22 protein-coding genes are annotated in these 18506 nt (G+C 34.2%); 15 read left to right on the top strand and 7 right to left on the bottom strand.

Annotation, left to right across the window (positions count from 1 at the left end; all coding sequences use genetic code 11):
• Positions 1 to 27 precede the first annotated feature (27 nt).
• The gene (locus tag ACLBXA_RS20560) at positions 28 to 333 is read left to right on the top strand and encodes a hypothetical protein (protein ID WP_000539571.1); all 306 of its coding nucleotides are present in this window, start codon (positions 28 to 30) and stop codon (positions 331 to 333) included.
• A 321-nt stretch (positions 334 to 654) separates the two neighbouring features.
• Positions 655 to 1020: a DUF3979 family protein gene (locus ACLBXA_RS20555; protein WP_000965066.1), complete on the top strand. Its 366-nt coding sequence runs from the start codon at positions 655 to 657 to the stop codon at positions 1018 to 1020.
• Positions 1021 to 1054: 34 nt separating this feature from the next.
• Here the strand turns inward: ACLBXA_RS20555 and ACLBXA_RS20550 are convergent, their stop codons facing one another.
• Positions 1055 to 2095, bottom strand: a complete 1041-nt coding sequence (locus tag ACLBXA_RS20550) for a YkvI family membrane protein (RefSeq protein WP_000370209.1) — start codon at positions 2093 to 2095, stop codon at positions 1055 to 1057.
• 241 nt (positions 2096 to 2336) lie between these two features.
• Between ACLBXA_RS20550 and ACLBXA_RS20545 the strand changes: the two genes are divergently transcribed.
• From ACLBXA_RS20545 to ACLBXA_RS20535, 3 genes are all read left to right on the top strand, one after another.
• A complete protein-coding gene (locus tag ACLBXA_RS20545) occupies positions 2337 to 2780 on the top strand; it encodes a Dps family protein (RefSeq protein WP_000105199.1) in 444 nt (147 codons plus the stop codon).
• Between the two features lie 102 nt (positions 2781 to 2882).
• Positions 2883 to 3338 (top strand): DUF3939 domain-containing protein, encoded by a 456-nt coding sequence (locus ACLBXA_RS20540; protein ID WP_000488205.1) that lies wholly within the window; start codon positions 2883 to 2885, stop codon positions 3336 to 3338.
• Positions 3339 to 3552: 214 nt separating this feature from the next.
• Positions 3553 to 4497: an alpha/beta hydrolase gene (locus ACLBXA_RS20535; RefSeq protein ID WP_000798311.1), complete on the top strand. Its 945-nt coding sequence runs from the start codon at positions 3553 to 3555 to the stop codon at positions 4495 to 4497.
• Between the two features lie 44 nt (positions 4498 to 4541).
• Here the strand turns inward: ACLBXA_RS20535 and ACLBXA_RS20530 are convergent, their stop codons facing one another.
• Positions 4542 to 5543, bottom strand: coding sequence for an LLM class flavin-dependent oxidoreductase (locus ACLBXA_RS20530; RefSeq protein ID WP_000594036.1), 1002 nt, complete (start codon positions 5541 to 5543; stop codon positions 4542 to 4544).
• Positions 5544 to 5647: 104 nt separating this feature from the next.
• Entirely contained in the window at positions 5648 to 5839 is a 192-nt protein-coding gene (locus ACLBXA_RS20525; RefSeq protein ID WP_000683363.1) for a DUF3896 domain-containing protein, read from the bottom strand.
• Positions 5840 to 6016: 177 nt separating this feature from the next.
• Between ACLBXA_RS20525 and ACLBXA_RS20520 the strand changes: the two genes are divergently transcribed.
• Positions 6017 to 7480: a flavin monoamine oxidase family protein gene (locus ACLBXA_RS20520; RefSeq protein WP_016077833.1), complete on the top strand. Its 1464-nt coding sequence runs from the start codon at positions 6017 to 6019 to the stop codon at positions 7478 to 7480.
• Between the two features lie 84 nt (positions 7481 to 7564).
• Complete coding sequence (locus tag ACLBXA_RS20515) at positions 7565 to 8149, top strand: GNAT family N-acetyltransferase (RefSeq protein WP_086398522.1); 585 nt, start codon at positions 7565 to 7567, stop codon at positions 8147 to 8149.
• Positions 8150 to 8173: 24 nt separating this feature from the next.
• Here ACLBXA_RS20515 and ACLBXA_RS20510 read toward each other — a convergent pair whose 3' ends face one another.
• Complete coding sequence (locus ACLBXA_RS20510) at positions 8174 to 9076, bottom strand: aldo/keto reductase (protein ID WP_086398523.1); 903 nt, start codon at positions 9074 to 9076, stop codon at positions 8174 to 8176.
• Positions 9077 to 9241: 165 nt separating this feature from the next.
• Between ACLBXA_RS20510 and ACLBXA_RS20505 the strand changes: the two genes are divergently transcribed.
• On the top strand, positions 9242 to 10192 hold the full coding sequence (locus ACLBXA_RS20505) for a CobW family GTP-binding protein (RefSeq protein WP_000613427.1): 951 nt from the start codon (positions 9242 to 9244) through the stop codon (positions 10190 to 10192).
• A gap of 112 nt (positions 10193 to 10304) precedes the next feature.
• Here ACLBXA_RS20505 and ACLBXA_RS20500 read toward each other — a convergent pair whose 3' ends face one another.
• Positions 10305 to 10775 (bottom strand): GNAT family N-acetyltransferase, encoded by a 471-nt coding sequence (locus ACLBXA_RS20500; protein WP_001048684.1) that lies wholly within the window; start codon positions 10773 to 10775, stop codon positions 10305 to 10307.
• 138 nt (positions 10776 to 10913) lie between these two features.
• The gene (locus ACLBXA_RS20495) at positions 10914 to 11864 is read right to left on the bottom strand and encodes a metal ABC transporter substrate-binding protein (RefSeq protein ID WP_001126157.1); all 951 of its coding nucleotides are present in this window, start codon (positions 11862 to 11864) and stop codon (positions 10914 to 10916) included.
• A 266-nt stretch (positions 11865 to 12130) separates the two neighbouring features.
• Here ACLBXA_RS20495 and ACLBXA_RS20490 point away from each other — a divergent pair, with 266 nt between their 5' ends.
• Both ACLBXA_RS20490 and ACLBXA_RS20485 read left to right on the top strand, forming a co-directional pair.
• Positions 12131 to 12280: a hypothetical protein gene (locus ACLBXA_RS20490; protein WP_000540932.1), complete on the top strand. Its 150-nt coding sequence runs from the start codon at positions 12131 to 12133 to the stop codon at positions 12278 to 12280.
• Between the two features lie 115 nt (positions 12281 to 12395).
• Positions 12396 to 13055: an oxidoreductase gene (locus tag ACLBXA_RS20485; protein WP_001042730.1), complete on the top strand. Its 660-nt coding sequence runs from the start codon at positions 12396 to 12398 to the stop codon at positions 13053 to 13055.
• A 29-nt stretch (positions 13056 to 13084) separates the two neighbouring features.
• Here ACLBXA_RS20485 and namA read toward each other — a convergent pair whose 3' ends face one another.
• Positions 13085 to 14122 (bottom strand): NADPH dehydrogenase NamA, encoded by a 1038-nt coding sequence (gene namA, locus ACLBXA_RS20480; RefSeq protein ID WP_001086172.1) that lies wholly within the window; start codon positions 14120 to 14122, stop codon positions 13085 to 13087.
• Positions 14123 to 14255: 133 nt separating this feature from the next.
• Between namA and ACLBXA_RS20475 the strand changes: the two genes are divergently transcribed.
• The 5 genes from ACLBXA_RS20475 to ACLBXA_RS20455 all read left to right on the top strand — a co-directional run bounded on the left by ACLBXA_RS20475 (position 14256) and on the right by ACLBXA_RS20455 (position 18501).
• Positions 14256 to 14708, top strand: a complete 453-nt coding sequence (locus tag ACLBXA_RS20475; protein WP_000283913.1) for a methylated-DNA--[protein]-cysteine S-methyltransferase — start codon at positions 14256 to 14258, stop codon at positions 14706 to 14708.
• Between the two features lie 7 nt (positions 14709 to 14715).
• Positions 14716 to 15720 carry a DUF2628 domain-containing protein gene (locus ACLBXA_RS20470; protein ID WP_017763053.1) on the top strand — a complete coding sequence of 335 codons (1005 nt, stop codon included), beginning with the start codon at positions 14716 to 14718 and terminating at the stop codon, positions 15718 to 15720.
• 84 nt (positions 15721 to 15804) lie between these two features.
• On the top strand, positions 15805 to 17466 hold the full coding sequence (locus tag ACLBXA_RS20465; RefSeq protein WP_000824270.1) for a peptide ABC transporter substrate-binding protein: 1662 nt from the start codon (positions 15805 to 15807) through the stop codon (positions 17464 to 17466).
• A gap of 59 nt (positions 17467 to 17525) precedes the next feature.
• Positions 17526 to 17942, top strand: coding sequence for a FosBx1 family fosfomycin resistance bacillithiol transferase (fosB, locus tag ACLBXA_RS20460; protein WP_000943764.1), 417 nt, complete (start codon positions 17526 to 17528; stop codon positions 17940 to 17942).
• Between the two features lie 13 nt (positions 17943 to 17955).
• The gene (locus tag ACLBXA_RS20455) at positions 17956 to 18501 is read left to right on the top strand and encodes a short-chain dehydrogenase (RefSeq protein ID WP_000543153.1); all 546 of its coding nucleotides are present in this window, start codon (positions 17956 to 17958) and stop codon (positions 18499 to 18501) included.
• Positions 18502 to 18506: the final 5 nt, after the last annotated feature.

Raw genomic sequence — 18506 nt, 5'->3', positions numbered from 1 at the left:
ATAGAATACAAATAAAAGGAGAGTATTATGGGAGTGTACTGGGGGACAAAAAGACATTCTTGGCTTAGTTACGTTTCATTTTGGCTAAGTATTTCATTTTTTATTGTTTTTCTAATTGAAGTGTTTATATTAAAAACACTTTCGAATAGCTCGGTGCAAATTGTTAAATATTTTTATTTTATACTTGTGCCAGTAAATATTTTTCTTAGTTTAAAGTTACTATTTAAGAAGAATGAAAAGAAAGCGTTACCTATTTTTAGTTTCATTGTCTCATTATTATTCGCAATTTTAATAATCGTATTAGTTTTAGCAGCTATAGGGAAGTTCTTTTAAGGGGAGTGGTATAAGTCACTCTCCTTTTTTATTTGTGTTAGTCTTACTATATGTAAAAGTGTGAATGCTGTAAGCTAATAAAAGCGGACAGTAGAGAATATTTGCATTGATTAAAGTCTGATGTTATTTGAACTTGTAAGAGAGTATGGAGTAATGAGGTAATATACATAATAATGGAGATAGAATTAGTTGTTTTATAAGTATGTATGAAGCAAATGAATACGGTAAGAACGGTGATATATGGTACAATAGCTATGGATAGTGATAGAGATAAAGGGTATATAAAATACTCATCGTTTTTAGTAAGAGAGGGGTTATCTTATGCTATACGAGGATTTGGAGACATTATTTCAAACAGCTCCGAAAGAAGATAGAGGCGGATGGAAATATATAATCCAAGAACAAAATGATACATATAAAATTGTTGGTGAAATTCTGAAAAATCAAATGAGTGTCGAATTGTATTTTAATGAATACGATGAGGTGAAAATCACTTTATATAAAGATGGAATTCCCATTACGACTATGCAAAGAATTGCGATTTCAAAAGTTGAATTAGACGAAGATGAAGAGGGTATTCAATTTGTTTTAGAGCGCATGCCTAGTCGAATGATTCGGTTGCAATTAAAGCCATATTTAGCATTAGAAATGGGGCCGTACTGGGAAGTATGTGATGATTGTGAATGAACATAAAAAAGCATCCAATAACATGGATGCTTTTTTATGTTTTTTGAAGTTGTTTAAATGCAATGATTGGAAGTATAACAATACTTACCCATCCGATGATAGGATATAGAATGTGAAGTAAGTCACTGTAACCGATGTAACTAAAGCAATAACTAATTAGTAAAATAAAGAAAATAATATTGTTATTTTTCCACCCAGTAATAGATTGCATCTGTTTTGTCATTCCGAACACATTACCAACTAAAGTTGTGAAAACTTCACCGAAAATAATGAGAACGAAGAAGAAGTGAAAAGTTGCATTAAATCTTCTTATGACTTCAGCCATTGGGATGTTATATTGATAAAATTGATCGACTGATAAGATTGCTAAATGGCTGCATAATAAAATTAAAGAAAGTCCAGCACCCCCTAAAATCCCACCCCAAAAAATGGCTTTTCGATCCTTAACTTCACTGGCTAATGGGACGAGAACACTTTGGGCGAGAGAAAGATTTAAGGCGACATATGTAATAGGGCTAGTAATCCATTTCATATTCCAACTCTCTGCAGGAATAGTGTTATTAATGGAAGGTGTACCGTGAAAAAAGGTTGTAATAGCAAGTCCGATAATAAAAATCATCATAATAGGTACGACAAGTGTATTTACTTCAAAAACACCTTGTAATCCGCGGCTACTTATAATGAGACAAGCGATAACTGTAATGAGAATACCGAGTTGTCTTGGTAAGCGAAGTTGCTCTTCAAATACTGCACCAGCCCCTGATAACATAACGCTCGTTACGCCGAATAAAACGAGTAATAATAATGTGTTTACAACATTCCCAAATACATCCCCAAATAAATATTTGTTAAATTCTTGCGCTGAAAATGCCCCAATTTGCGATGAAAGTAACATCATCTTTGTGCCGAGCCAAATAAAAAAAAATCCACTTACACATATGCCAATTGTCCCATATAATCCATTCACTGTGAAAAATTCAACAATTTCTCGTCCAGTAGCAAATCCAGCTCCAACGACAGTTCCGATATAAGTAGCAGCTACTTTCTTTGCTACTTGCCATTGTTGATTGTCCATGTTATCCCTCTTTCTACTATGATGAGCTTGATGTACTATTATGCATATGTATGAGCTTGGACAATTAGACGTATGAAGTGTTTGAAAAAATACATGAATTAAATGATATTAGGGAAGTATTAAAGGTGTTAAAACTTTGTTACATATAAGCCGATTGTTCGAAAGGAAAGGGAATGTATGGTAAAATGTAATTAGGTTATTAAAAGATAAACATTACAAAATGATAAGAGGAGTGGGTTGTATGAGTACGAAAACAAATGTTGTTGAAGTATTAAACAAGCAGGTAGCAAACTGGAATGTGTTATATGTGAAACTACATAATTATCACTGGTATGTGACAGGGCCACACTTCTTTACATTACATGAGAAATTTGAAGAGTTTTATAATGAAGCTGGAACGTATATTGATGAGTTAGCAGAACGTATTTTAGCTTTAGAAGGTAAACCATTAGCGACAATGAAAGAATATCTCGCAACATCTAGTGTCAGCGAAGGGACAAGCAAAGAATCTGCAGAAGAAATGGTGCAAACATTAGTGAATGATTATTCTGCACTTATTCAAGAATTAAAAGAAGGTATGGAAGTTGCGGGCGAAGCTGGCGATGAAACATCAGCTGACATGTTGTTAGCAATTCATACAACATTAGAACAACATGTATGGATGCTAAGTGCATTCTTAAAATAACGATAAATATATAGAAACCCATTGAAAAATTATTTCAATGGGTTTTTTTATGATTTTTCAGTTTTCTTTTATGCTATAATATAGTAAAAAGGAGGCGATGCGATGTTTCGCTTTTTCAGAACTGGAAAAGAAGAGCGGGAAATTACGAAAGATGAATTAGAACAAGCGATGGCTCAGTTTTTAGAAACGAATGCTAATATTGTTTATACAGTATTAGTAAATGACGATTATACAGTGAATTATGATTTGTTAAAACCGTATTTACCTGCATTTCCAACAAATGATTTTCTCATAACGAAGGAAACGCTTGAGGTATTTGAACATACAGCAGAAAATTTAAACCTAGTGAAAGAAATTGATGTCGTACAAAAAGCAGTAGATCAATACGTAACAGAAAAAGAAATGTTCCCAATTGTTGAAGGTAGCGAAGATCGCCTCATATGCGGAATGAAACTAGGACCTTACTTAAATCGTAGCTTAAAAAGAGACTTATATATTTCAGAAAAACATTATTTAGTTTCAAGTAAACCAGATAGAAAAAAACAAAAGAGCGGGTAGATGTAATGAAAACAACAATACATATATTGTTGTCTTTTTTTGTTTGTTAAAATATTGATTTTTCAGTCTATTTTCATTTATACTAAATGTATTGGACAGGGAAGAGTAACTATTAAGCATCATTCTGAGAATAAGATATTGTTAGCGTAGGTTATACAAAGTGGTATAAAGATTCGCAAAAAAATATTATAAAAGGTTTCGGGGGAATTGGTACATGAAAAATAGTATGACTTACATTCAATTATTAAATGAAACGTTACGTTGTTATGCAAATAAAGGAAGTTTTGAAGCGTACAATTATATAATGGAAAATGCTACAGGTGTAATAGGGAATGAGGCGCAAATATATAATTTTAAGTATGCGCTCGCAAGTGCATCGGGACTTGAAAAAGAAGCATTACATTTAATGAGAGAGGCCATTATAGAAAAGGGATTCTGGTATGGAAATGAGTATTTAATTTCGGACGATGATTTAAAATCACTACATAAATTTGAAGAATTTCATACAATGGTTCAATTATGTAAAGAAAGAGAAGGATTAGCACATAAAACGGAAAGACCAGACGTGAAATATATATACAGCAAGAAAGAGGGAAATCTACTACTTACATTACATGGTGACCAAGAAAATATTCAAATAGTAGAGCCATATTGGAAATCAGTTTTGACACAAGATTACACGTTAGCTTTACCACAGTCTTCACAAATTCAGTTTTCAGATGGATTTGTTTGGGATGATCTAGAGAGAGGGAAAGGGGAATTAAAAGAGCATTACAATAAGTTTATAGAAAATCATACAGTAGAAAATGTAATAATTGGTGGTTTTTCTGCAGGGGCAAGAGTAGCTTTATATACGATTTTACAAAAAGATATAGATGTAGATGGTTTTGTTTTTATGGCACCCTGGCTTCCCAAGATTGAAGAATGGGATGAGTTGTTGAGTGTGCTGCAGGATAAACATATAAAAGGATATATAGTATGCGGGGATCAAGATGAAGATTGTTTCGAATCCGTGCAGCAATTTGTGCAACTATTAAGAGATAAGAATATAGAACATAAGTATAAAGTTGTGCCTGACTTAGATCATAATTATCCTATTAACTTTGATGAGCTATTAAAAGAAGCTATTGAATATATAGGAAATGAAAACAATAAGTAGTAAGAAAAAGAGATGCATCATATGTGATGCATCTCTTTTTAGAATTATAAATTAAAAGCATTTGCTAGTAAGCGATAAGACTTTAATTTATGTTCGAATTGATGAGTAATCGTGACAATCATAAATTCGTCAGTATTGTATGCTTTGCTTAAGTTTATTATTTTTTCTTTTACAGAAGACGGATCACCAACAATCATACGTTGACGATTTTCTTTTATACGGAATAAATCATAAGCGCTGTATGAATAATTTTGAGCAGTTTCAATAGAAGGTGTACCAGTAGTTCGTTTTCCTTGCTCTAATAATAAGATTGATAAATCTAAACTAGAAGCAATTTTTTCTGCTTCTTCATTTGTTTCTCCGCAAATAACAAAAATAGCAACGATTGACTTTGGTTTATCTCCTAAAAATGAGGGCTGATATTGTTCTTGGTAAGCCCTCATAACTTCAGGGCCTCCAAAGCCATTAATAAATTGTGCAAATGCGAAAGAAGCTCCGTTGTTTGCAGCAATTTTAGCGCTCTCTCCACTAGAACCGAGCATCCACATTTCAGGAGATGTTGGGATAACTGGAGTGGCTTTTAAGTTTGCATAGTGATGGTTTTCTGGTACTTGATCATGTATGTACATTGCAACGTCTGCAATTTGTTCTGGATATTGATCAAGTGAGACCATTTTCCCTTCTTGAAGTGCGCGAGTTGCTATTGGCATACCACCAGGGGCTCTACCAACACCGAGATCGATACGATTTGGATACAGTGCTTCTAAAACACGGAAATTCTCAGCGACTTTATATGGGCTATAATGCGGTAACATAACACCACCTGAACCGACTCTAATATGGTCCGTTTTTGCGGCAATATGAGAAATAAGTATTTCTGGACTTGAACCAGCTAAGCCTACGGAATTATGATGTTCGGATACCCAAAAACGTGTGAATCCGAGTTTTTCAACTTCTTGTGCAAGCGTAACTGTATGTGAAAAAGCTTGGGCTGCTGTGCTACCATCTGAAATAGGTGATTGGTCTAATACACTTAACTTAATCATAGAATATACCTCTCAATCTTAATGTACATCCTATTATATATTTACTTATGAAAAATGCGTAGTGAAATGCTCAAAATGAAAAGCGGATAATCTTATTTCCGCTTTTAATGAGAAAATCCGCGTTCATAATGATTCATTTCGACTAGATTTAAAATATATTCATAGTTGTCAATTTCACGTTTTAGCTGTTCACGTTCTTTTGCAGATAGTGTCATATTGCTAAGTTTTTTACATAAGTTTTGTTTCTTTAATTCTAAATGTTTTTTTGTAGCATGGTAGTCATAAGTATGTTTCATTTTTAACCACTCCTTCTTTGCAGTTGCTATATTATACGAAGCATAAAGAAATATGAAATCTGTCTCTTATGTATTTTTAGTGAATATTCAAATTGCAATGGTGTTATGTTTATGGAGATCTATGAATAAAATGCACTAAACCACTAACGTCCATTTGATGAAATAAGGGGTGGAATTGTGCAGAAAGATATAATGTATAACACTGAAATGGATGAAGCGTTAAAAGTTATAGATAAAGGATTGAAGAAGACGATAAGTCCAAAACAAATTATTGTAGTGGGAGCTGGTATGGCTGGATTAGTTTCAGCATCTTTATTAAAGGCTGCAGGACATGATGTGAAAATTTTTGAAGCAAACAACCGGGTAGGTGGCCGTATAGAGACAGTTAGAATGGAAGATACCGGATTATATTTAGATGTGGGAGCAATGAGAATTCCGTATACACATAGGTTAACGATGGCATATATAAGAAAATTTGGGCTACAGGTGAGTCCTTTTATTAATAGGAATGAGACGGATATTATTTATGTAAATGGACGGAAAACGACGTTGAAACAATATGAAAAGGATCCGAGTATTTTAAGGTATCCTGTGGAAATGAACGAAGTGGGAAAAACGTCTGAAGAACTATTGTTATTAGCAGTACAGCCGATAATAAATTTTATTAAAAGAAATCCAGAGAAAAATTGGGATGTTGTAGTGAAGGATTTTGGGAGATATTCCACAGGACAATTTTTAAAGTATCATCCTTATCAGTATAATACTTACTTTTCGCCAGTAACAATTGAGATGATCGGTGTTCTATTAGATTTAGAAGGTTTTTTAGAGCGGTCGTTTGTAGAGACTTTACGATTTCTATACATTATGCAAGAGGAGAGCGGATTTTGTGAAATTATGGGCGGGAATGATAGATTACCAAAGTCATTTTTACCGCAATTAGAAGAAAATATTATATATAATCAAAAATTAATGAAGTTACATCAACACGATAATGGTGTGACAGCTTTCTATCGGAACGAGGAAACTTTTGAATATAGTAGTATTACAGGAGATTTAGTTATTGTTACTATCCCGTTTTCGACAATGCGTTTTGTAGAAGTAGATCCGTTTGATTCTATATCTCATGAAAAATGGAAAGCAATTCGTGAATTGCATTACATGCCTGCGACGAAAATAGGAATTCAATTTAAAAGCAGATTTTGGGAAGAACAAGGGCAATTAGGTGGCAGAATTATAACAGATTTGCCAATTCGTTATGCCTATTATCCAAGTCATGGAATTGGAGAAAAAGGACCTGCTATGATGTTAGGTAGCTATACATGGTCTTACGATGCATTGTTATGGGATGGTTTATCAAAAGGCGATCGTATTTATTACGCCTTACACAACTTAGCAACAATATTAGGTGGTCAAGTGTATGATGAGTTCATATCTGGAATATCAAAAAGCTGGACATTGGATCCGTATGCGCTTGGAGGATTTGCGCTTTTTCAAGCAGGTCAAGAATCTGAGCTACAACCAGCGATTGTCAAACCAGAGGGGAGAATATTCTTCGCTGGAGATCATACAACGCTATATCACGGATGGATTCAAGGTGCGATTGAATCTGGAATTCGTGTAGCGGCGGAAGTGAATGAGTAAAAGGTTTTCAATTCAGAAAATTCTTTACTATATAACTTGAGATGGATATTATTATATATAAAAGAATTATGGGGAGTGTTTACAGTGAATCCGTTATTATTCGATTTTCCTTCTGAATTTTATACTGACAGGCTTTTTATTCGAATGCCGAAACCAGGAGATGGTAAAGTTGTATATGATGCAATTCAGGCTTCAATACAAGAACTAAAACCTTGGATGGTGTTTGCACAAAAAGAGCACACAGAGCAAGAAATAGAAGAAAGTATTAGAAAATCACATATTCAATTTTTGCAACGTGAGGATTTAAGATTACTAGTGTTTTCGAAAGAAACAGGTGAATTTATTGCTTCAGCCGGATTACATCGTATTAATTGGGATATACCTCAATTTGAAATCGGATATTGGATTGATACAAGGTTTAGCGGAAAAGGCTATATGGTAGAGGCTGCGAAAGGTATAACGGATTACGCTTTTTCTGAATTGAAAGCAAACCGTGTAGAAATTCGTTGTGATTCTTTAAATAAGAAGAGTAGAGCGATACCTGAGAAATTAGGCTTTAAGTTAGAAGGTACGTTAGAAAGTGCGAGTGTTGCGGTAGATGGAAACGGATTAAGGGATATGTGTGTATTTGCCATGACTAGAAATACATATGAAAAAGAAGAGCTGTAAGAAAACAGCTCTTCTTTTTATGCATTATGGTACAGGATGCCCATTAGAGCTTTCGAAAATTGTAAACCATTGTTGACGGTCTAAGTTAACGTTTGTAGCAAGAGCAGCCGTTTTTACGCGATCTAATTTACCAGAGCCAACGATTGGCATCATATTAGCTGGATGAGCAAGTAACCAAGCATACATAACCATATCGATACTAGAAACACCTAGCTCAGTAGCAACTTTTTGCATAGTTTCACGTACACGTACGGCGCGTTCTGATTGACCAGTAAAGATTTCCCCACCAGCAAGAGGTGACCAAATCATTGGATTGATTCGTTTTTCTTGGCATAAATCAATTGTCCCTTTTTCAAAATGCTCAAGCTGCAATGCAGAAACTTCAATCTGGTTCGTAATAAGCGGGAAATCTAAGTACGAACTTAACATATTGAATTGTGAAGGTAAGAAGTTAGATACACCGAAGTGACGAACTTTTCCTTCTTGTTTTAATTGTGAAAATGCTTTTGCCACTTCATTTGGATCCATAAAAGGATCGGGACGATGAATAAGTAATACGTCAATATAATTTGTATGTAAATTTTTAAGTGATGCTTCTACACTTTGCATAATATGCTCTGCACTAGTATTGTAGTGAGCAACATATCGCTCTGGAAATTTCGGTGATGGGGGAGCGATTCCACACTTTGTAATAATTTGCATGTTTTCTCGTAAGGAAGGCTTTAATTGTAAAGCTTCGCCAAATAACCCTTCACACGTATATCCGCCGTAAATGTCAGCGTGATCAAAAGTAGTAATTCCCATATCCATACAATCTTCAATGAAAGAAAGTAATTCTTGTTTCGTCATATTCCATTCTGCTAAACGCCAAAATCCTTGAATAATACGAGAGAATTCTAGCGTTTCATTCATTTGAATTCGTTCCATTATAAGTACCCCCTTGATGAATGATTATTATTTTGAAAAGGCTTTCTTACTACGTATTATTATATAGTTTGGGGGGCGTACATACAATAAATATGTTTTGCTAAAAAAATGATTTTTTCTATATGCTATAATGTAGAAACATATAGCTATAAGGAGATGTAAGGAATGATTCCAGTAACAATATTAACTGGTTTTCTTGGATCAGGGAAAACGACTTTATTAAATCGTATTTTATCAGAAAATCACGGTAAGAAATTAGCGGTGATTGTAAATGAAATAGGGCAAATTGGCATTGATAATCAGTTGATTATGAATGTAGAAGAAGAAATTATGGAAATGACAAATGGCTGTTTATGCTGTACTGTACGTGAAGATTTACTTGTTGCTTTAAAACAGTTACTGGACGTAAAAGCAGAAGGGAAAATGGATTTTGATGGTTTAGTAATTGAAACGACTGGACTTGCAAATCCAGGGCCGATTATTCAAACATTCTTTTTAGATCCAGTCATTCAATCTGCATACCAAATTAACGGTGTTGTAACGGTGGTAGATAGTTATCATATACATAAACATTTTGAAAAAGGATTAGAGGCAAAAGAGCAAATTGCGTTTGCGGATGTCGTTTTAGTAAATAAATTAGATTTAATTGAAGAGAGTGAGAAAGAAAATCTCTTGCATGAAATTCAAGGAATTAACCCGACTGCAAAGTTAATTGAGGCGACTAACTGTGAGGTAGATATACCATCTTTATTACAAATCCAAACGTTTAAAACGAAAGATACGTTGCAAATTTACCCTCATAAAGAACATAATCACTTAGAAGGTGTGAAATCATTTGTATTACGTGAAGAACGTCCGCTGGATTTACAAAAGCTTAATGAGTGGATGTCAGCTGTCGTTCAAGAGCTAGGGGAATATTTATATCGTTACAAAGGAATTTTATCGATAGATGGAGTAGATAAACGTATCGTTTTCCAAGGTGTACATACTTTATTTGCCGCTTCGTACGATAGAGAGTGGCAAGAGGGTGAAGAGCGAGTAAGTGAAGTAGTTTTCATCGGAAGAGATATTAATAAAGAGTGGTTCCAAGAACATTTTCAGGAGTGTGTGAAATAAGTCTGCGTAAATTGCAGGCTTATTTTTTATGAACATTCTATTAGATTGCAAAACAGAATTAAATAAGGGAAAGAAATTAAAAATTGATAAATGTATAATAAAAAGCCTGTTTTCACAGGCTTGTATTTTCGTCTATTAGTAACTCCATTACAACACCTACAACTGGACCTTCATCATCAATATCACCATTTAAGCGGAAACCAAATGATTCATACAGTCCCATTGCAAGTTTGTTGTCTGGATGTAAACTTAAGTAAATTATTTTGCATTCAAATTTTTCTTGTAAGAATTGAATGAGTAAGCGAAGGAAACGTTTTGCGTATCCTTTTCCTTGATATTGTTGGTCAATCATAAAGCGATCGAGCCATACACTTTTATGTTTTACTGAATACCATCCATACATTGCATAACCTACAAGTGTTTCTCCATCATATAAACCTACTGACGTTCCGTTTCCTTCATATAATGATTCTGCTAAAGAAAACGCGTTACTTTCAATAAATTGTTGCTGATCTTTTGTGACGTTTAAAGCAACTACTGAACGCCAATTTTTTGCTGTTACTTCACAAATGTGAAGATTCATAATTCCAACTCACCTTCTAAATTAATATAGCTTTAAAGCTAATATGGATAATTTTACTTGTTATTTTGGTCAAGTCAAGGATAAATACATAAAAAGGCAGCTGAATACCAGATTCAGCTGCCTAGAAAATATAATGGATTAGTTTGTTGCTTCTTTCAATGTGTTTACGTTTTCTTCCATTAAAGTGAAGTAATCTTTATTATTTTTCGCATCATCTTCAGAAATAGTAGCTAAGTGATTTAAGCGTAAAACTTTTGTACCAGTTTCTTTTTGAATTACGGATGCTACTTTTGGAGTAGAGAACGTTTCGAATAAAATATATTTTAGACTATGTTCTTTTACTGTTTTTGTAATGTCAGCAAGCTGCTTTTGAGATGGTTCATCAGAAGCTGAAATTCCAGCGATAGGAATTTGTTTTAGGCCGTATCGTTGTTCCCAGTAACCATAGGCAGCATGAGAAACTAAAATTTCTTTCGTTTTTGCGTTCGCTACAGCTGCCTTAAATTGATCGTCTAAATCAGTAAATTTAGTTTGAAGTGCGGCGAAGTTTTTTTCGAATTCTTGTTTATGTTCAGGTTGTAATTCTACAAGTGCATTTTTAATTTTTTCCGCCTGTTTCATTGCTAGAGTAGGATCTAACCAAACATGCGGGTCTTTATCGTGATGATGTTCATCTTCTTTATGGCCATCTCCATGATCATGATGCTCTTCTTCAGTAGAAGCACGAAGCTCAATACCTTTAGATGCATTTACAATTTTAACATTTTCTTTTTGTAATGTTTTTTCCATTTTTTCAGCAAATGGTTCTAATTCAGCGCCGTTATAAACGAATAAATTAGCTTTTGCAACTTGTACTGTTTGTTTTTGACTTGGTTCAAATGTATGTGAATCTGCACCAGGTGGGTAAATTGCTTCAACATTTACATAGTCGCCACCGATTTTCTTTGCGAAATCAGCAAGTGGGAAAATCGTTGTATAAACTGTTAGCTTTCCATCTTTCTTGGCATTACTTTCTTTTTTATTTGAGCAGCCAGCGAAAATTAAGGTAAAAATAAGTAAGAATGAAAATATAGTCAATCTTTTAGGCATGAAGTTCTCCTCTTTTCTTTTTTACGGATATATTTTCCCCAATTATAGAAGAAAAATATCATTTTAATACAAAACGGAATAATTACGTTTTAGTTTGCGAACTTAGTATAATACATCTTTAATAAAGTTGCAATAAATAATAATCATTCCGATTTGTTTTTGTTATAAAGTTGTCAAATATAAGTGTATTATTTTTGCAAATGCATGCATATGTGACAACGCTGTTTTCATATATTGAAAAGGAGGTTAAAGAGGGGGGTGAGCGTTTGGGTTACTTAATGGAAGCTATTTTATTAATATTAGCGGTAGTATTGCCATTATCTTTTGTATTAATTTTTTTAAGAAGATTAATAAGTAATTTAGGGGACGCTACAACAATAACGAAATTACAAGAGAGAGATGAGAAAAAAGAGTAAGTAAAACACTATGCGTACGCATAGTGTTTTACTTGTGGTAAAATAAGATCAGGAAACTCCTAAAGGTTGTATTTTACTGAAGGAGAGAAAAGTAAAATAAGAGGTATATGCATATATGAATAAGCGAACAGCGTTAATACTTGGTGCAAGTGGTTTAGTTGGACAAGAGATAACGCGTCTATTACTTGAATCAGATTACTATGATTCGGTTACTATTTTTGTAAGAGATCCAATGCAATGGCAACATGAAAAGTTACAGCAGAAACAAGTTGATTTTTCGGTATTAGAGGAATATAAAGAGTTCTTTGCTGTGGATGATGTTTTTAGTTGCTTAGGAACAACAATAAAAAAAGCAAAAACAAAAGCAAATTTTAAAAAAGTAGATTATGAATATACGTTACGAGCTGCTTGTTTAGCTGAAAAACAAGGGGTACAAAATTTCCTTGTTGTGTCTTCTATGGGAGCGAATCCTAAATCATTTTTCTTTTATTCACAAGTGAAAGGAAAAATGGAAGAAGAATTGCAAAAGTTAGTGATCGGTGGTATTCACATTTTTAGACCATCATTATTAGTAGGAAATCGACAAGAATTTCGTTTCGGTGAACGAATGGCTGAAAAGTTATCTCGTATTATTCCTTTTATCTTTAAAGGGGCTTTCAAAAAGTATAAACCAATTTCAGCTAAAGATGTGGCGAAAGGGATGTATATAACCGCGCTGCGAGAAGAATCGGGTATCCATACTTATAATTCAAATGAAATTACAACGATAGAATAAATAAAGCCGAGAAGAATGACTTCTCGGTTTTATTTATTCGTATGAATTTTTCCTGGTGCTCGCTTATATTGGTGAGGTTCTTGCAATTCAAAGCCAAGTTCATTGGCTGCTATTCTCGGGAAGTACGGGTTGCGAAGTAACTCACGTCCGATGAAAATTAAATCTGCTTCGTTATCATTTAAAATTTGCTCTGCTTGAGATCCAGTCGTAATCAATCCAACTGCACCAGTTGCAATCTTAGTATACTCTTTAATATGTTTGGCGTATTGTACTTGGTAACCAGGATACACATCAATATGTGCTGGTACAACTGCACCAGAACTACAATCGATTAAATCTATTCCCTGTTCTTTCATCCACTTTGTATACTGAACATAATCTTGAACTGTTAGTCCGTCAGGGTGATAATCATTTGCTGAAATACGAACGAATATTGGTCCGTCCCAAACTTTATTTACAGAGTCGATGATTTCGCGTAAGAAGCGATAGCGGTTTTCAGGTGAGCCGCCGTATTCATCCGTTCGTTTATTAGTAAGTGGTGATAGGAATTCATTGATAAGGTAACCGTGAGCGCCATGTAGTTCGATAACATCAAATCCGGCTTGTTTTGAACGTAACGCGGCCCTCTGAAAAGCTAATATAGTCTCTTTGATTTGCTGTATATTCATTTCTACTGGTATTTTCATCGTATCACTAAAAGGAATTGCAGAAGGAGCGAAAGCATTCGTACCTAATTCAGCTTTTCTTCCGGCGTGAGCGAGTTGAATGGCAGCTTTTGCACCGTTATCATGTATAAAAGTAGTCGTTTTATGTAAGCCTTCAATTAGGTTGTCATCCCAAATGCCTAAGTCTTTGTTAGAAATTCGTCCTTCAGCTAAAACGGCAGTTGCTTCAACCATAACTAAACCTACTTGGCCAGCAGCGCGAGTTCCATAATGAATGAGATGGAAATTCGTAACGCGGCCATCTTCATTCCCCGATGAATACATACACATAGGCGACATAACGATACGATTTTTTAGTGTAACGTTCTTAATTGTATAAGGTGAAAAAAGCTTGGAATTCATCAAATAGCCTCCTTGATTGAATTTTCTTATATTTTACCATTCTCTTTTTTGTTTCTCTAATAAAACGCTTATACGAAAAATTTTGTTTATTCGTGTTACAATGACTAATATGAACTGAATTGGAGGATGACATATGTACCAGGCTTATTATGAAAGCGAAGTAGGTTTGCTAGAAATTACAGCAAATCAAGAAGGCATTACGTCTGTTATATTTGTTGATGAACGACAAGAAGAGAATAAAAATGAAATGATAGAACAATGTATAAATGAGTTAGATGAATATTTTAAAGGGAAAAGAAAAGAGTTTACGGTCCCGCTGTCTGCGGAGGGAACCGCATTTCAAAAAAATGTATGGGATGCTCTTTATACTATTCCGTACGGCGTAAGTGCTTCATATTTAGATATTGCAGAGAAGGTTGGAAATACAAAAGCTGTACGGGCAATAGGAGGGGCAAATAGTCGGAATCCAATTTCAATAATCGTTCCATGTCACCGTGTAATAGGAAAGAGTGGAAAGCTTGTTGGATATGCGGGTGGTTTATGGAGGAAAGAGTGGTTATTAAAACACGAAGGTATTTTGAAATGACGTATGTATGGGAAGAGGGATTGTTTTGAAATGTATAAATTGTGGGCAACCTTGCGAGGAGGAACAGTTAAATTGTGCAAGTTGTCAGCGAAACTTGGATAATGAACAAGATGAAGGCAGCTCGTTAATAGATAAAGAACTAGAAGTATATGTAGGGAGACAATATCCGTATTACAAAAGGAAATGGGAGCTTGAGAATAAGCGGATTGCTAGGTGGAGCTGGAATGGTTGGGCTGCTATTTTCAATATAGGCTGGCTAGGATATCGTAAGTATTATGTACCAGCTGCTTTATTTATGTTGTTATTAGTAGCGTGTGATGCATTTTCGTATTATATGGGATTTAATGTAGCGTTGCCAATCATTAATATGGTACCTCTTACGTTTTTATTACTCATTTTTATTCTGTTTGGAATGGGGATTTTTGCAAATGGATTATACTATCAATTTGCGGAAAGACGTATATACCGAATAAAAGCAAGAGAAATAAAAGATAAATCAGTTGAAAACTATCTAATCAATGATAGCGGCGGAACGAGCAAAATGGGAGCGACAATTGTTACTATTTTAGCAGTTGCTAGCATATTTTTTAGTCATTTCTTTTTTCCGACTGATCGAGACGTTATTCAAAAGGTTCGTACAAGCTCGCTTTATGAATATCCTTTCTTTTCAATAGGTGAATCTTTCGAAAATTATTTTCAAAATTCAGGTTGGATATATTATCGTGGAACGGAAGGGTTAGAATTAGTAGAATTCCAAGGATATAACGCCGGAACGCCAAGACAAAAGGTGAAGATTCAATTTGTTGTCGATTATAAATTAGGTGAAGTGGAACCATACTCACTTATGGTTAATGGTGAATCTAAAACTGAAGAAGAGTTTTTGAAGCTGATGGAAGAAATATTTAAAGTTCAAAATCCATTTGATATAGAGGATGGATTACAAGTAAATGCTATTCAAGGAAGCGACTGGAAAGAAATTTCCGATCGCTTTTTTCTATGTTTGTTAAAATAAATATTTAAAATAATCAGAATCTTTTGTATAATAAAATATATTATATAGGATTTAACTTATACATATAGATTGGGGGAAGGAAGAATGAAGAGAAAGACAACAACAATTGCTGCACTTGCGTTAACGACGAGTGTATTGGTTGCAGGATGTGGGAATGGTGAGAAGGCTTCGACAACGAAGAAAGAATCGAATAAGGGAATGGCCGATAAACAAGTTTTAAATTTGCTAGAAACAGCTGAAATTCCTTCAATGGATACATCTAAATCAACGGATTCTGTATCTTTCCGTGTATTTGTAAATGCAATGGAAGGTTTATATCGTCTAGATAAAGATAATAAACCAACACCAGGTATGGCAAAAGATGTGAAGATTAGTGAAGATAAAAAGACATATACATTTGAATTACGTGATGCGAAATGGTCAAATGGTGATCCAGTTCGAGCACAAGATTTTGTATATGCATGGCAACGTACATTAGATAAAGCAATAGCGGCAGAATATGCATTCATTTTATTTGATGTGAAAAATGCACAGAAAGTAAATAAAGGTGAATTACCAGCGGATCAATTGGGTGTTAAAGCGAAGGATGATAAAACGTTGGTAGTAGAATTAGAGCAACCAGCACCTTATTTTCTTGAGCTTACGTCGTTCCCTACATTTTTCCCATTAAATGAAAAATATGTGAAAGAGCAAGGAGATAAATATGGATTAGAAGCAGATAAATTATTATATAATGGACCATTTACAATGAGTCAATGGAAACATGAACAAAATTATCAGTTAAAGAAAAATCCTAATTATTGGGATAAAGATACTGTAAAGTTAGACGAAATTAATGTAAGTATTGTGAAGGAAACAAGCACGGGAGTAAATTTATATGATAGTGATCAAGCAGATCGAGTTATTTTAACTTCTGAATTTGTTGATAAATATAAAAAGAATAAACCAGATGAATTTAAAACGAAGTTAGATCCACGCATATATTTCTTGCGTTTTAACCAAAAAAATGCAACATTTAAAAACCAAAAAGTACGTGAAGCAATTGATTTGGCATATGATAAAAAAGGAATTGCTGATGTCATTTTAAATGACGGTTCATTGCCAGCATATTTCTTAGTACCTGAAAAATTCACGACAGGTCCGGATGGAAAAGACTTCCGCTCTGTAAATAAAAACTTCCGTGATAGTAAAGATAATGCAGAGAAAGCAAAAAAATTATGGGAAGAAGCGAAGAAAGAGCTTGGTCAAGATACAATTACGGTTGAATTACTAAACGATGATAACGGTAGCCGTAAAAAAGTAGGCGACTTTATTAAAGAAGAACTAGAGAAAAACTTGCCTGGTATTAAAGTGAATTTGAAACAGCAACCATACAAGCAGAAGCTAGATTTAGAAAAGAAATTCCAATATGAATTCTCATTATCTGCATGGAGCCCTGATTATCCGGATCCAATGACTTATATTGATATGTTTGTTACTGGAAGCTCATTTAATGAAATGGATTATTCTAATCCGAAGTATGATGATTTAGTAGCGAAATCAAAAGGAGAGCTATTAAAAGATGATAAAGCACGCTGGAATGCACTTGCGGAAGCTGAAAAAATCTTAATTGGTCAAGACGCAGCAATTTCTCCTACGTACCAACAAAGTACAGCTTATTTAGAGAAGCCGTTTGTAAAAGGCATTGCTAACCATACGTTTGGCGGGGACTTCAGTTATAAATGGGCATATGTTACAAAAAAATAGTACAATAAAAGGTGAGTGAATTTTCGCTCATCTTTTATTTGTATAAGGAGGAATTATAGTTGTTAAGGGGAATCAATCATATTTGTTTTTCGGTATCTAATTTAGAAAACTCTATTATGTTTTATGAAAAAGTATTAGAAGGAGAATTATTAGTTAAAGGGAGGAAATTGGCGTATTTTAACATATGTGGAGTATGGATAGCGCTTAATGAAGAGACACATATTCCGAGAAATGAGATTCATCAATCTTATACGCACATTGCATTTTCTGTTGAACAAGAAGACTTTGAATATCTAATACAGCGATTAGAAGAAAATGATGTTCATATTTTAAAAGGAAGAGAACGTGATGTCAGAGATTGCGAATCTATATACTTTGTTGATCCTGACGGTCATAAATTTGAGTTTCACTCAGGGACACTGCAAGATCGTTTAAATTATTATAGAGATGAGAAACCTCATATGACATTTTATTAGGGAGGGATAGCATTTGCATGCACTTGTAATTGGTGGAACAGGAATGCTAAAGAGAGTTTCTATGTGGCTTTGTGAGCAAGGGTTTCATGTTTCTATTATCGGGCGAGATGAAGTGAAATTAGAAAATGTTAAGCGGATGAGTTCTACACTAGAAAATATTACATGCCTTTCGTTAGATTATCATAATGATGAAGATGTAAAGCTAGCTATTAAAAGTACAGTTGAGAAAAATGGCCCGATCACATTAGCTGTTGCATGGGTACACTCAAGTGCAAAGCATGCACTATCAAATATTTGTAAAGAACTAGATTTATCGTCTAAAACATATAGTTTATTTCATATTTTAGGTAGTAAAGCATCACGTATGACTGCACAAAAAATAGGGAGTACGCGATGTAGTTATCATAGAATTATTTTAGGTTTTATTTTAGAAGATACATATGGAAGATGGCTTACTCATGAAGAGATAGCTGATGGAGTTATAAAAGGGATTGAAAGTAAACGAGCGGAGTGGATTGTAGGGAGAGTTGAACCGTGGGAATTACGACCAACATGGTGAGGGGG

The organism is Bacillus sp. D48C (genome assembly GCF_053345735.1).
This window is presented reverse-complemented; position numbering and strand designations above follow the sequence as displayed.